We start from the raw sequence: 13569 nt of genomic DNA, 5'->3' as shown, positions 1-13569 counted from the left end.
GGCGCAACCTATCCGCGCCGGCATGGGTTGCTCCTGTTCATTCGACACAGGAGCACCCCATGGACGACCGGCTCACGATGCAGGATCCGCGCACGCAATATCCGCAGCCCCCCTTCCCGCAGCAGCCGCAGGAAGCGCCGGGGATCGCGTCGAAGATGGATCCGAAACCCAATCACGGCGAGACCAGCTACAAGGGTTCGGGCAAGCTCGCGGGGCGCAAAGCGCTCATCACCGGCGGCGACAGCGGTATCGGCCGTGCCGCGGCGATCGCCTATGCCCGCGAAGGTGCCGACGTCGCGATCGTCTACCTCCCCGCCGAAGAGTCCGACGCGAAGGAAGTCGTCGCGCTGATCGAGGCAGAGGGGCGCAAGGCGCTCGCGCTGCCGGGCGATGTGAAGGACGAGTCGTTCTGTCGCGCCGCAGTCCAGCAGACGGTCGATGCATTCGGCGGACTCGACGTGCTGGTCGTCAACGCGGGCCGCCAACAGACGCGACCGACCGTCGCCGAAATCTCGACCGACGATTTCGACCAGACGATGAAGACCAATGTCTATGCGTTGCACTGGTTCGTGCAGGCCGCCGTCCCGCATCTCCCCGTCGGCGCGGCCGTGATCACGACCGCGTCGGTGCAGGGCTATGACCCGTCCGACAATCTGCTCGACTATGCGACCACCAAGGCCGCGATCGTCGCCTACACCAAGGGTCTAGCCAAGCAGCTGATCGAGAAGGGCATCCGCGCCAACGTCGTCGCGCCGGGCCCGTTCTGGACGGTGCTCCAGCCCAGCGGTGGCCAGCCGCAAGAAACGCTCGAGACGTTCGGTTCGAAAAGCCATTTCGGCCGTCCGGGCCAGCCGGTTGAGATCGCCCCGGTGTACGTGCTGCTCGCCTCGCAAGAAGGCAGCTACATCACGGGTGAAGTCTACGGCGTAACCGGCGGCGCAGGGGTCGCTTGACTGCTGATCCTCCCCCGCCAGGGGGAGGTGGCTGGCACTTGCGAGACGGAGGGGGAGGTAAGGATTACCGTCGTTGCGCGTTCCTCCCCCTCCGTCACCTGCGGTGCCACCTCCCCCTGGCGGGGGAGGATCAGCTAGTAAGGCCCTAGCACCAACGTCGCTATTGCACATCGTTATCAAATCTGTACCTGTGCGCTGGTGACCGCTCAGCAGATCATACCCCTCATCGAAACCACTCCCCGCGCATGACCCGCGGTACGATCAAGACCTGGTATCTCGTCCACAAATGGACGAGCCTGATCTGCACCGCGTTCCTGCTGATGCTGTGCGTGACCGGCCTGCCGCTGATCTTCGACGAGGAGATCGACGGCTGGCTCGACCCGCCCGCGCCGATGGCCACGCTTCCGGCAAACACGCCATCGCTGTCGCTCGACGCCATTCTCAGCCGCGCTGCGAAGGCGGCGTCCGGCGAGGTCCCCCTCTACATCAGCTTCGATGACGAGCGCCCGATCGTCTACGTGACGACCGGCCCAACGCCCGATGCCGCGCCCGCAGCGATGCATTTCCTTGCGTTCGACGCGCGCACCGGGGCAAAGATGCCGCCCTATGTCCCCGGCGTGATGGCGTTCATCCTGAAGCTCCACACCGACATGTTCCTCGGTTTCTGGGCAGAAATCTTCCTGGGCGTGATGGGCCTGCTCTTCTTCGCCGCGATCGTCTCGGGTGTCGTGCTCTACGCACCGTTCATGGCCAAGCTCGACTTCGGCACATTACGTCGCGGGCGCAGCAAGCGTCTCGGCTGGCTCGATCGCCACAATCTCCTCGGCATCGTCACGCTCACCTGGGCGAGCGTCGTCGGCGTGACGGGCACGATCAACACCTTCGTCGTGCCGATCACCGGTATCTGGAAGGCTAACGGCCTTGCAGAGATCATCGCCAGCGAGGCACGCACGCCACTGCCGGCCCAGCGCGCCTCGGTCCAGGCCGCGCTCGACGCGGTGCAGCGCGAGGCGCCCGAGATGAAGCCGCAGTTCATCGCCTTCCCCGGCGTCGTCTTCAGCAGTCACCATCACTACGCCGTCTTCCTGAAAGGCGCGACGCCGCTGACGTCGAAGATGTTGCTGCCCGGCTTCGTCGATGCCGCGACCGGACGGCTCGACGCGGTCGTGCCGATGCCCTGGTACATGCAGGCGATGCTGCTCGCGCAACCGCTGCATTTCGGGAATTACGGCGGCCTCGCGATGAAGATCGTCTGGGCGATCTTCGACATATTGACGATCATCGTGCTCGGTAGCGGGCTGTATCTTTGGCTGCGTCGTCGCGGTGGTCCGAGCGACCAACGCGTCCGCGAAGTCGTGATGGCGGGAGAAATGGCATGACACACAAGACCAACGGCCAGATCTTCGCATTGCCGATCCTGCTTGGCGTGTCGACCGTCGCCGGGCTCGGCGCAGGCCTGATCGGCGACGGCGTCTGGGATGTCGGTGCAGGCCTGCTGCTTGCGTTGCCGCTGGTCGTGACCGGCCGCTACTGGGTCCGCCCGCCCGAGCCGGCACAGCGCCGTCAACATCTCCAGCCCGCACCGATACGGCGATAACGCGGAGCCAGCATAATACCGGCCCCGCGCTGGTGTTGTGACCGTCAGGCGGCCGGCATCAGGTCGCCGGCGTACCCTGCCGGGCCGGCGCGGTCGTTGGCACCCCGACCGGAGGGGCAACGGGTGCGGGCGCGACTGCACCGTTAGCCATTGGCGGCGGCGGGGGCGCCATACCCACCGGCGGCGGCGGAGGGGCACCCGGACCGCCGGGAACCCCAGGACCTTCCGGCCCACCGGGGCCATCACGCCCCGGACCGTCGCGTCCCGGGCCACCAGGACCATGCGGGCCACGCGGCGGGCCGCCGACCGGGCCGAGCGCCATTACCTTGCCACCGGGTGCCACCAGGAACGAAGCGTGGACGAAGCCATCCTCGAACCGACCCTGGATCGTCACGGGCTGACCCGCCGCGATCAAGTTGCTGCCATCGCCTTCCCGACCGAGATCGACCAGCGCGCGACCGGTGCGGTCGGCCATCACGAACTTGTTGCCGTAGGTCTCCGCGACCGTGCCGCGGATCGTGACGATGCCGTCGGACTGGAGCGAACGGATCGCGGTTGGCGTGGCGGGCGCCATCGTCACGCTCGGGCGCGTGGCGGCAACCGTGACGGCACCCGCTGCACCGCCGACCACCAGCAAACCAGCCGCGGCGAGTGCCAGGCGATTGCGGCGGAGATTGAAGCGCTTGTTCGGCGCGATATGGGAATGTTCGGTCACGTGCGTCGTTCCTCTCATTGGTTGACGAATCACCGTCTAGGCGCGCGCTGCCGACGCCCGCTGAACCAAGCCGTTCAGTTTCCGTTGGGGTCTCAGGCATAGGGACAGGCGAATGCGGGTATTATTGGTCGAGGACGATGCGGCGATCGCCGACGGGTTGGCGCGAGCGTTGCGCGCGGAGCATTTCGCGGTCGACGTCGCGACCAACGGTGAGGACGGCGGTCATCTTGGCGCGACCGAAATGTACGACGCGGCGGTCCTCGATCTCGGCTTGCCCAAGCGCGACGGGCTGTCGGTCTTGCGTGACTGGCGTGCGGCGGGACGCGACCTGCCCGTCCTGATCCTCACCGCCCGCGACGGCTGGTCGGAAAAGGTCGAGGGCTTCAAGGCCGGTGCCGACGATTATGTCGTGAAGCCGTTCCGCGTCGAGGAGGTGGTCATGCGGCTGCGGGCGCTTGTCCGTCGTGCAGCCGGTCATGCGGCGGCGCGCGTCACGTGCGGACCGCTGACCTTCGACGCGCAGCTCGGCACGTTCGAGCTGAACGGCCTGCCGCTGAAACTCACCGCGTTCGAATGGCGCGTGCTCTCCGCCCTGATGCTCCGCCGCGAAGTCGTCATCGAGCGCGCCGACCTGATCGAGCGCGTTTACGAGGGCGATGCGGATGTCGACTCGAACTCGATCGAGGTCATCATCGGCCGGTTGCGGCGGAAGATCGGTGCGCAGATGATCGAGACGGTGCGCGGACGCGGGTATCGGCTGACGGCGGATGGGTCGTGATGACCGGACAAACGATTCGCCACAACAAAGACACCACCCCGGCGAAGGCCGGGGCCCAATTGGAAATGAATAGTAATGGCGCGTCGTCCATCATAATCGAAACCTCTCCAATTGGTCCCCGGCCTTCGCCGGGGTGGTATGTGACGGGCGGTTCACTCGACACCAGCGCGCGAAGCCGGCGATGACCCGCCTCCGCCTCATCCCCCGCTCGCTCTTCGGCCGCATGCTCGCGATCGCCGCGCTTTCGACCGGGATCGCGCTGCTGTTCGCCGGCATCACGATCGGCCACGTCCTCGAACGCTTCGTCACGCGCGGGCTCGACGAACGCCTCGATGCGCAAGTCGCGGTGTTGGCGCGGGCTGTCCGCCCGGACGGTTCGCTAGACCGGATGCGCGCGATCGACCTGCCCGAGTTCGGCGAACCCGGGTCCGACTGGTCATGGCAGGTCGAAGGTCCCGCCGGTCGCTTCGATAGCGGCACGACCCCGCCCCCAACCATTTCAAAGCCAGCCTCAACCATTCCACCGCCGCCGCCCGTTCTACCTCGCAGTGAAGAGCGCCCGCTTCCACCCGGCCCCGGCGGGCAGGAAGACCGACAGGTTCACCCTGGCGAAGCGCGCGACCAAAGCGGCGAGCGGCTGCACTCGCGCAGCCTGGACGTCACCACCCCACGCGGCACGGTGACCATCACCGCGATCGGCCCCCGCCGGATCGTCGAGGAGCCGTTGCGCGAGGCGATGATCCCGCTGCTCGGCTCGCTCGCCTTACTCGGCGTCGGCCTTGCGCTGGCGACGCTGGTGCAGTTGCGCTTTGGCCTGCGCCCCCTGCGCGATCTCCGCACCTCGCTCGCAGCCGTTCGCGCCGGCACCGAGCGCCACGTCCCCGACGACCAGCCCGGGGAATTGCAACCGCTCGTCGCGGAACTCAATGCACTGATCGACCAGAACGCGGCCGGGCTCGCGCACGCCCGCCAACACGTCGCCAACCTAGCGCACGGGTTGAAGACCCCCCTCGCCGCGCTCTCGCTGAAACTGGCCGAAGCGAACGCCGACGCAGACGTCCGCGACATGGTCGACCAGATCGATCGTCGAGTCCGCCATCACCTCGGTCGCGCTCGCGCGGATGCGACCGGCGGCGCGCGCACCCGGACGCCGATCGCCCCCGCCGTTGCCGATCTCATCGCGGTCTTGCGCCGCATTCACGCCGATCGCCCGATGACGATCGACATCGCGATTCCCGACGACCTAGCCGTCGCAATCGACCCGCAGGACTTGGACGAGATGATCGGCAACCTCCTCGACAACGCATGGCGTCACGCGCGCGCCGCGGTTTCGATCACTGCGAACTCGGTCGACGGCACCGTCACGCTTGAGATTGCCGACGACGGTCAAGGTCTCGACGACACGGCGATGGCGCAAGCGGTCCTGCCCGGCCGTCGTCTCGACGAACGCGGCGACGGTCACGGCTTCGGACTGTCGATCACGCGCGAGCTCGCCGAACTGAACGGGGGCACGGTGACGCTCGACCGTTCCCCCGTCCTCGGCGGCTTGTTAGTCCGCCTGACGCTACCTCAGCGCGGCTGATTTCACAGTGCGCGGACGACGACCGGCGACGGCGAGGCCTTGGCCAGCGTGTTGCGCAACGGCAGCGTGAACGGCGGCGCCTCGATCTCGAAAACGTCGCCCTCCCGCGTCGTCACGCCTTCGCTGAATGACAACGTTGCCGTCCCGAAGAAATGGACGTGAACGTCGCCCGGCCGGCGAAACAGATCGTATTTGAAGTGATGCGCCTCGAGGTTGGCGATCGTGTGCGACATGTTCGCCTCGCCCGAGAGGAACGGCTTTTCCCAAAGCAACGCACCGTCGCGGTGGATGCGGCTCATGCCCTCGACATGGTCGGGAATTGGGCCGGTCAGCAATTCCGGACCGAGCGCCGCCTGCCGCAGCTTGGAATGCGCGAGCCAGAGGTAATTGTGCCGCTCGGTCACGTGATCGCTGAACTCGTTGGCAAGACAGAGGCCAAGGCGGAACGGCGTACCGTCCGGGCCGATCAGGTAGATGCCGGCGAGTTCGGGCTCCTCGCCGCCGTCCTGCGCGAAGGCCGGGCTGGTGAGTGCGCCGCCAGGCCCGACCAAACCCGATCCATCACCCTTGTAGAACCATTCGGGCTGCTGGCCCGTCTCGCCCACCGCCGGCTTGCCGCCCGCGACTCCGTCGAGAAACATGCGCATCGAATCCGTCAGCGTTTCGGCTGCAGCCGCAGCGCGGTGCATCTTGTCGCGCCCTTCCGCGGAACCGAGATGCGTCAGTCCGGTGCCGGTCATGATGAGATGAGCGGGATCGCCATGATCGATCGGTGACAGCAGGCGGCCGGCGGCAAGTTCGGCGGCGATTTCAACCGTCGCGCCGGTCCCACACGCCCGAACCGCCGTCGCAAGATCGGTGCCCGCTGCGATCGCGCGCGTCGCAAGTTCACGGACGCTGTCCACGCCCAGGACGAGGCTCGCGCCCTCGTCGGAAGCGGCGATCACCGACCGCGTGCCGTTCGCTGCGCGATGCTGCAATAGGCGCAAACTGCTCACTTCTAATTCTCCTGCTAACGAGCGAAGGGCATACCCTATTACTCGGACTGATTACAGCCGCTAGCGATGCCGATCGTGCTACTTTGAACCTTACTCAACTACGCAAGAGACACTAACCGGTCGGCTAATTGTCAGACCAAGAGGATCTGAGAGTGTTGGTCCTTTAGCGCACCGCTTGTTCCGGCAACGCGTTGGTCGTCCGCGATCCCCACACGGCGTAGAACAACACGTAGAGTTCGCACGCCGCGGTCAGCAGGAACGAGTTCTGGAGACCGTAGGTATCTGCGAGCCAGCCCTGGACGATGACTAGCGCGCCGCCTGCGATCGCCATGATGAGCAGGCCCGACCCTTCCTCGGTGAGCGGCCCAAGCCCCTTGATGCCGAGCGTAAAGATCGTCGGGAACATGATCGAGTGGAACAGACCGACGGAGATCAGCGCCCACATCGCGACGTGCCCTGTGGTGAAAGTAGCGATAAGCATCACGACGCAGGCGCCGATGCTCGCAAACGCCAGCACGCGCTCGGCAGGGATCGTGCGCATCACCACGCTGCCGATCAGGCGGCCGACCATCATCCCGCCCCACAGGATGAACAGGTAATGCGATGCCTGCTCGTGCGTCAGGTTGCCGATGTTCGGTTGGCTGACGAAATTGATGAACAGGTTGGCGACACCAATTTCGGCTATCAGATAAATGAAGATCGCCGGGATGCCGAATACGAGGTTGCGATGCGACCAGAGCGACTGGCCCTTGCGATCCGCCTTCGCCGAACGCTGCGTCGCAGACCCCATCGCGGGCAGCGGGAAGCGCGCGATCACGATCGCCAGCACGACCAGCACGGCCGCGACGATCAGATAGGGCAGCACCACTGACTGCGCGTCGGCAATCCGCTCGGCCTGCGTCAGCACCGCGGTTGAACCGGCGGCGGCCGTGCCGGAGGTCGAACGACCCAGGATCAGGTAGCCACCGAACAGCGGCGCGAGTGTTGCGCCCGCCGAATTGAACGCCTGCACGAGGTTCAGCCGCGACGACGCTGTCTCGGGCGGACCAACGACGGCGACGTAGGGATTCGCCGCAACCTGCAGCAGCGTGATGCCACTCGCGATCACGAACAGCGCGACCAGCGTCACGCCGTACGACGGCAGCCGCGCGGCGGGCACCATCATCAATGCGCCGACCGCCATCAGGCCGAGCCCGAACACCATTGCGCGCTGATACCCGACACGCTCGATCAGCTTGGCCGACGGGATCGAGGCGAAGAAATACGCGATGAACCAGACGCTCTCGATCAGTGTCGTCTGCGTATAGCTGAGGTCGAACACGCTGCGCAGGTGCGGCAGCAGCGTGTTGTTGATGACCGTGATGAAGCCCCACATGAAGAACAGGCTGGCGAGCAACGTGAGCGCGGATCGATAGCTCGGCGCGCCTCCCGCGGCATGCACCGCCCCGGCCTCAACGGGCTTTTGCGTCTGTATCGGCATCGCCATAGTCGTTTCATCCTCCGTGCCCTGTCGGTGACTGCAACAGTCTTTTCCCGCAAGGCTTGCCCAGAAATATATTGTCCGACTATATAGCCACACAAGGCGCGTCAACGGCGTCAGACGAATAAGGAGGGGAACCGGAATGCGCGCAATCACAAAGTCGGGGATCATCGTGGCAACCTTGCTGGCAGCGCTTTCGGCGCACGCAGCCGACGCGGCAGAGGCGAAGCGCACGCCTGCCGGTACGCTTAAGGACGGTACCACGATCGAGGCCGTGACGCTCAGCAACGCGCATGGCGTCTCCGCGCGCATCCTGTCGTACGGTGCCACGCTGCAATCGTTGATGGGCCCGGACCGCAACGGCAAGATCGCCGACGTCATGCTCGGCTATGACGACCTCGCCTCCTACGTCGAGCATCCCAATTTCTTCGGCGTGACGGTCGGCCGTTTCGCCAATCGCATCGCCGGTGGCCGCTTCACGCTCGACGGCAAGGCGTACCAGTTGCCGCTCAACGACAAGGTCAATTCGCTGCACGGCGGCGGCAAGGGCTTCGACAAGGTCGCGTGGAAGATCGTCTCGGCGACGAACGGCCCGACCGCGACGCTCGTGCTGGGCTACCGCAGCCCGGACGGCGATTCCGGCTATCCCGGCAATCTGGACGTCACCGTCACCTATACGCTCGACGAAGCCGGCAATCTCGGCATCGCGTATGACGCGAAGACCGACAAGCCGACGATCGTGAACATGACCAATCACGGCATCTTCGATCTCGGCGGCGAAGGCTCGGCGATGGGCGCGTATGGCCACCGGCTGACGATCCCCGCCAAAGCGATCACGCCGGTCGACGACAAGCTGATCCCGACCGGTACGCTGCAGCCCGTCGCCGGCACGGTGTTCGATTTCCGAAACGGCCGCATCGTCGGCGAGGGCATCCGCGATGGTCGCGACCAGCAGATCCGCTACGGCCATGGCTACGACCATAATTTCGCGCTCGACAAGGGTCTGACCGCCAAGCCCGAACTGGCCGCGCGGCTGGAGGATCCTGTCTCGGGCCGCGTGCTCGAAGTCCTGACGACCGAGCCCGGCGTGCAGTTCTACACCGGCAATTTCCTCGACGGCACGTTCATCGGCAAGAAGGGTCATCTGTACCGCATGGGCGACGGCATCGCGCTCGAACCGCAGAAATTCCCCGATGCGCCGAACAAGCCGAACTTCGTCTCCGCACGCGTCGATCCGGGCAAGCCGTATCATCACGCCATGATCTACCGCATTTCCGTCGCCCGCTGATATTTGATCTCCAGAAAGCTCCTCATGACCGACATGCCTAAGCTCCGCTCGCGCGCGTGGTTCGACAACCCCGAGAATATCGACATGACCGCGCTCTATCTGGAGCGCTATCTGAACTTCGGGCTGAGCCTAGAGGAACTGCGCTCGGGCAAGCCGATCATCGGGATTGCGCAGACCGGCAGCGACCTGTCGCCGTGCAATCGCCACCACCTCGTGCTCGCCGAACGCCTGCGCGAGGGCATCCGGGAAGCCGGCGGCATCGCGCTCGAATTCCCGGTCCACCCGATCCAGGAAACCGGCAAGCGCCCGACCGCCGGGCTCGACCGCAACCTCGCCTATCTGGCATTGGTCGAGGTGCTCTACGGGTATCCGCTCGACGGCGTCGTGCTGACGATCGGTTGCGACAAGACCACGCCCGCCTGCCTGATGGCGGCGGCGACCGTGAATATTCCGGCGATCGCGCTATCGGTGGGGCCGATGCTCAACGGCTGGCACAAGGGCGAGCGGACCGGTTCGGGGACGATCGTGTGGAAGGCGCGCGAACTGCTCGCGACCGGTGCGCTCGACGACGAGGGCTTCATCAAGCTCGTCGCGTCGTCGGCGCCGTCGACCGGCTATTGCAACACGATGGGCACCGCGACGACGATGAATTCGCTCGCCGAGGCGCTCGGCATGCAGTTGCCCGGCTCGGCTGCGATCCCCGCGCCGTACCGTGATCGCCAGGAGGTCGCCTATCGCACCGGCAAGCGGATCGTCGACATGGTTTCGGAAGATCTGAAGCCGTCGGAGATTCTGACCAAGGAGGCGTTCCACAACGCGATCGTCGTTAATTCGGCGATCGGTGGCTCGACCAACGCACCGATCCATCTCGCCGCGATCGCGCGCCACATCGGCGTCGACCTGCCGATCGACGACTGGCAGACGCACGGTCACAAAGTGCCGCTGATGGTCAACCTCCAGCCCGCGGGCGAGTATCTCGGCGAAGATTACTACCATGCCGGCGGCGTCCCCGCGGTGGTCGCCGAGCTGATGAAGCAGGGCCTGATCCACGAGGACGCGATGACCGCGAACGGCAAGTCGATCGGCGACAATTGCCGGACCGCGACGATCGAGGACGAGCGCGTCATCCGCCCGTTCGCGACGCCGCTGCTCGAGGATGCCGGCTTCATCGTGCTGCGCGGCAATTTGTTCGACTCGGCGATCATGAAGACCAGCGTGATCTCGCCCGAGTTCCGCGAGCGGTATTTGAGCAACCCGGACGATCTCGAGGCGTTCGAGGGCCCCGCGGTCGTGTTCGACGGGCCGGAGGATTACCACCACCGGATCGACGATCCGTCGCTCGGGATCACCACCGATACGTTGCTGTTCATGCGTGGCGCGGGGCCGATCGGCTATCCGGGTGCGGCGGAAGTCGTGAACATGCGGCCGCCGGCGTATCTGATCCGGGAGGGGGTGCATGCCCTCCCCTGCATCGGCGACGGTCGCCAGTCGGGGACGTCGGGGTCGCCGTCGATCCTCAACGCCTCGCCTGAGGCGGCGGCGATGGGGGGGCTTGCGTTGATCCGGACTGGCGACCGAGTTCGCATCGACCTCGCCAAGGGCAGCGCTAACGTGCTGATCTCGGACGAGGATCTCGCCGAACGTCGCCGTGCGCTGACCGAAGCGGGTGGCTATGCCTATCCGCGTTCGCAGACGCCGTGGCAGGAAATCCAGCGCGCCACGGTCGGCCAGATGGAGACGGGTGCGATCCTCGAAGGCGCCGAGAAGTACCAGCGGATCGCGCAGACGATGGGCCTACCGCGCGATAATCACTGAGGAGGACTTGCGCGCCGCTCGATCAGGGCGGTGCGCAGGCATTGGCACACGATCTCGTCGCGCTGGTTGATGAGCCGGTGCGTGAAGGTGACGATGCCCGCGTTGGGGCGCGACTTGCTGGGCTTGAGCTCGGTCACTTCGGTTTCGCAGCGCATCGTGTCGCCGATGAACACGGGCTTCGGATGCACCAGCTTATCGTAGCCGAGATTGGCGACGAGCGTGCCGAGCGTCGTCTCGCCGACCGACAGCCCGACCATCAGTGCGAAGGTGAAGGTGCCGTTGACGAGGATTTGGCCGAACTCGCTCGCCTTGGCGGCCTCGATATCGAGATGCAGCGGCTGCGGATTGTGCGTCATCGTCGAGAACAGCAGGTTGTCCGTCTCGGTCACCGTGCGACGGATCTCGTGCTCGATCCGGTCGCCGATGCTCCAGTCGTCGAAATAGCGGCCGGCCATTAGCTATCCTTCTCGATGCGGACGAGCATGGTGCCCTCGGTCACCTGCCCGCCCTCGATGGCGTTGAGGTCCGCGACTATGCCGTCGAACGGCGCTGTCAGCGAATGCTCCATCTTCATCGCCTCGAGCGTGACGAGCTTCTGGCCCTTCGCGACGGTGTCGCCCGCTGCCACGTCGACCGCGATGATGCGGCCCGGCATGGGCGACAGGATAGCGCCGTCCGCTGCTCCGCCCGCAGCGACACCCGACGCACGCCAAGGCTTGAGCTGCCAGGTCTGGCCAGCTTCGGAGATCAGGACGTCTTCGAACGCCGACGTCGTTCCGGCCTGTCCGTCGAGTTCGACCTCGACCGGTTCGCCGTCGAGCAGGAACGTCGCGCTGCGGCGGGGGGCGGCATTGAGACGGAAGCCGGCGATTGGATCGGCTGATACGAGCGCCCCGGCGGCGTCGGCCAACGCCTCTTCGGTCGGGTGCGTCGGCGGCATGAGCGTGTCGCCTTCGCGCGCGATCAGACCGGTGTCGAGCGTGCCCGCCACGAAGTCGGGATGGTCGAGCGCCTCGACGAGGAACCCCGCGTTTGAGCGTACCGGCCAGACGACCGCACCATTGAGCGCATACGCCAGGGCTTCGCGCGCAGTCTCTCTGTCTTCGCCCCAAGCGATGACCTTGGCGATCATCGGGTCGTAGAACGGCGAGATTTCAGCGCCCTGCTCTACCCCGGTATCGACGCGCGCGGTGGTGCCGAGATCGAAGCGTTGGAGCGTTCCGATCGACGGCAGGAACCCCTTGGCGGGATCTTCGGCATAGAGCCGTGCTTCCATCGCCCAGCCGTCTATAGCCAGTTCGTCCTGACGCTTCGGCAAGGGCTCGCCGGACGCGACGCGGAGTTGCCATTCGACGAGGTCCTGGCCGGTGATCTCTTCGGTCACCGGGTGCTCGACCTGCAGCCGCGTGTTCATTTCCATGAACCAGATGCGGTCGGCGCGGAGGCCTTCGCTGGCGTCGGCGATGAACTCGATCGTACCGGCGCCGACGTACTCGACTGCCGTGGCGGCCTTTACCGCGGCGGCGCAGATCGCTTCGCGGGTGGCGGCGTCCATACCGGGTGCGGGCGCTTCCTCGATCACCTTCTGGTGGCGGCGCTGGAGCGAGCAGTCGCGTTCGAACAGGTGGACGACGTTGCCGTGGCTGTCGCCGAAGACCTGCACCTCGATATGGCGCGGCGAGAGGATGTATTTCTCGATCAGCACGTCGGTGTTGCCGAACGACGACGCCGCCTCGCGCTGGCACGAGACGAGCGCGTCGGCGAACTCGGCGGCCGTATCGACGCGACGCATACCCTTGCCGCCGCCGCCGGCGACTGCCTTGATGAGGACGGGATAGCCGATCGCATCGGCCTCCGCCTTCAGACGCTCGGGAGACTGGTCCTCGCCGAGATAGCCCGGCGTGACGGGCACGCCGGCAGCGATCATGCGCTGTTTCGCGGCGTCCTTGAGGCCCATTGCGCGGATGCTATCGGGGTTGGGGCCGACCCAGATCAGTCCGGCGTCTAGCACGGCTTGGGCGAAGTCGGCATTCTCGGACAGGAAGCCGTAGCCGGGGTGGATCGCCTGGGCGCCGGTCTCCTTCGCGGCGGCAATGATGCGGCCGCCGACGAGGTAGCTTTCGCGTGCCGGGGACGCACCGATATGGACGGCTTCGTCCGCCTGGCGGACGTGGAGCGCGTTCGCGTCAGCGTCCGAATAGACCGCTATCGTGCGGATGCCGAGTGCCCTTGCGGTGCGGATGATGCGGCAGGCGATCTCGCCGCGATTGGCGATCAGGAGGGACTCGATCATCGATTCGCTCCGCGGAAGTGCACAAAGTGCAGACGCTCCAGCGATGTGCACATCGGGCTCGAAAGCCGCT

General features: G+C 65.9%; 12 protein-coding genes. 7 read left to right on the top strand and 5 right to left on the bottom strand.

The features are described 5' to 3' along the window. Positions 1-59: 59 nt before the first annotated feature. From AC59GX_RS03320 to AC59GX_RS03310, 3 genes are all read left to right on the top strand, one after another. A complete protein-coding gene (locus tag AC59GX_RS03320; protein ID WP_497300805.1) occupies positions 60-953 on the top strand; it encodes an SDR family oxidoreductase in 894 nt (297 codons plus the stop codon). A gap of 245 nt (positions 954-1198) precedes the next feature. Then, positions 1199-2332 (top strand): PepSY-associated TM helix domain-containing protein, encoded by a 1134-nt coding sequence (locus AC59GX_RS03315; protein ID WP_426280997.1) that lies wholly within the window; start codon positions 1199-1201, stop codon positions 2330-2332. After that, positions 2329-2550, top strand: a complete 222-nt coding sequence (locus tag AC59GX_RS03310; protein ID WP_426280998.1) for a hypothetical protein — start codon at positions 2329-2331, stop codon at positions 2548-2550. The genes AC59GX_RS03315 and AC59GX_RS03310 overlap by 4 nt, the downstream gene beginning before the upstream one ends. A gap of 58 nt (positions 2551-2608) precedes the next feature. Here the strand turns inward: AC59GX_RS03310 and AC59GX_RS03305 are convergent, their stop codons facing one another. Next, positions 2609-3265 (bottom strand): hypothetical protein, encoded by a 657-nt coding sequence (locus AC59GX_RS03305; RefSeq protein ID WP_426280999.1) that lies wholly within the window; start codon positions 3263-3265, stop codon positions 2609-2611. Between the two features lie 112 nt (positions 3266-3377). On the opposite strand from AC59GX_RS03305, the gene AC59GX_RS03300 reads away from it, so the two are divergent. After that, the gene (locus tag AC59GX_RS03300) at positions 3378-4043 is read left to right on the top strand and encodes a response regulator transcription factor (protein WP_426281001.1); all 666 of its coding nucleotides are present in this window, start codon (positions 3378-3380) and stop codon (positions 4041-4043) included. Between the two features lie 181 nt (positions 4044-4224). Next, positions 4225-5625 (top strand): sensor histidine kinase, encoded by a 1401-nt coding sequence (locus AC59GX_RS03295; protein ID WP_426281002.1) that lies wholly within the window; start codon positions 4225-4227, stop codon positions 5623-5625. A gap of 2 nt (positions 5626-5627) precedes the next feature. On the opposite strand, the gene araD1 is transcribed toward AC59GX_RS03295, so the two are convergent. Beyond that, complete coding sequence (gene araD1 / locus AC59GX_RS03290; RefSeq protein WP_426281003.1) at positions 5628-6623, bottom strand: AraD1 family protein; 996 nt, start codon at positions 6621-6623, stop codon at positions 5628-5630. Positions 6624-6786: 163 nt separating this feature from the next. After that, positions 6787-8109 (bottom strand): sugar MFS transporter, encoded by a 1323-nt coding sequence (locus AC59GX_RS03285; RefSeq protein WP_426281005.1) that lies wholly within the window; start codon positions 8107-8109, stop codon positions 6787-6789. A 136-nt stretch (positions 8110-8245) separates the two neighbouring features. Here AC59GX_RS03285 and AC59GX_RS03280 point away from each other — a divergent pair, with 136 nt between their 5' ends. After that, positions 8246-9391, top strand: coding sequence for an aldose epimerase family protein (locus AC59GX_RS03280; RefSeq protein WP_426281006.1), 1146 nt, complete (start codon positions 8246-8248; stop codon positions 9389-9391). A 24-nt stretch (positions 9392-9415) separates the two neighbouring features. Continuing rightward, on the top strand, positions 9416-11206 hold the full coding sequence (locus AC59GX_RS03275) for an IlvD/Edd family dehydratase (RefSeq protein WP_426281007.1): 1791 nt from the start codon (positions 9416-9418) through the stop codon (positions 11204-11206). Here the strand turns inward: AC59GX_RS03275 and AC59GX_RS03270 are convergent. Then, positions 11200-11661 carry a MaoC family dehydratase gene (locus AC59GX_RS03270; RefSeq protein ID WP_093400360.1) on the bottom strand — a complete coding sequence of 154 codons (462 nt, stop codon included), beginning with the start codon at positions 11659-11661 and terminating at the stop codon, positions 11200-11202. The genes AC59GX_RS03275 and AC59GX_RS03270 overlap by 7 nt on opposite strands. Then, a complete protein-coding gene (locus AC59GX_RS03265) occupies positions 11661-13499 on the bottom strand; it encodes an acetyl/propionyl/methylcrotonyl-CoA carboxylase subunit alpha (protein ID WP_426281008.1) in 1839 nt (612 codons plus the stop codon). Before AC59GX_RS03265 ends, AC59GX_RS03270 begins: the two co-directional genes overlap by 1 nt. Positions 13500-13569: the final 70 nt, after the last annotated feature.

The sequence above is a fragment of the Sphingomonas sp. 320_CC genome, assembly GCF_059691795.1.
This window is presented reverse-complemented; position numbering and strand designations above follow the sequence as displayed.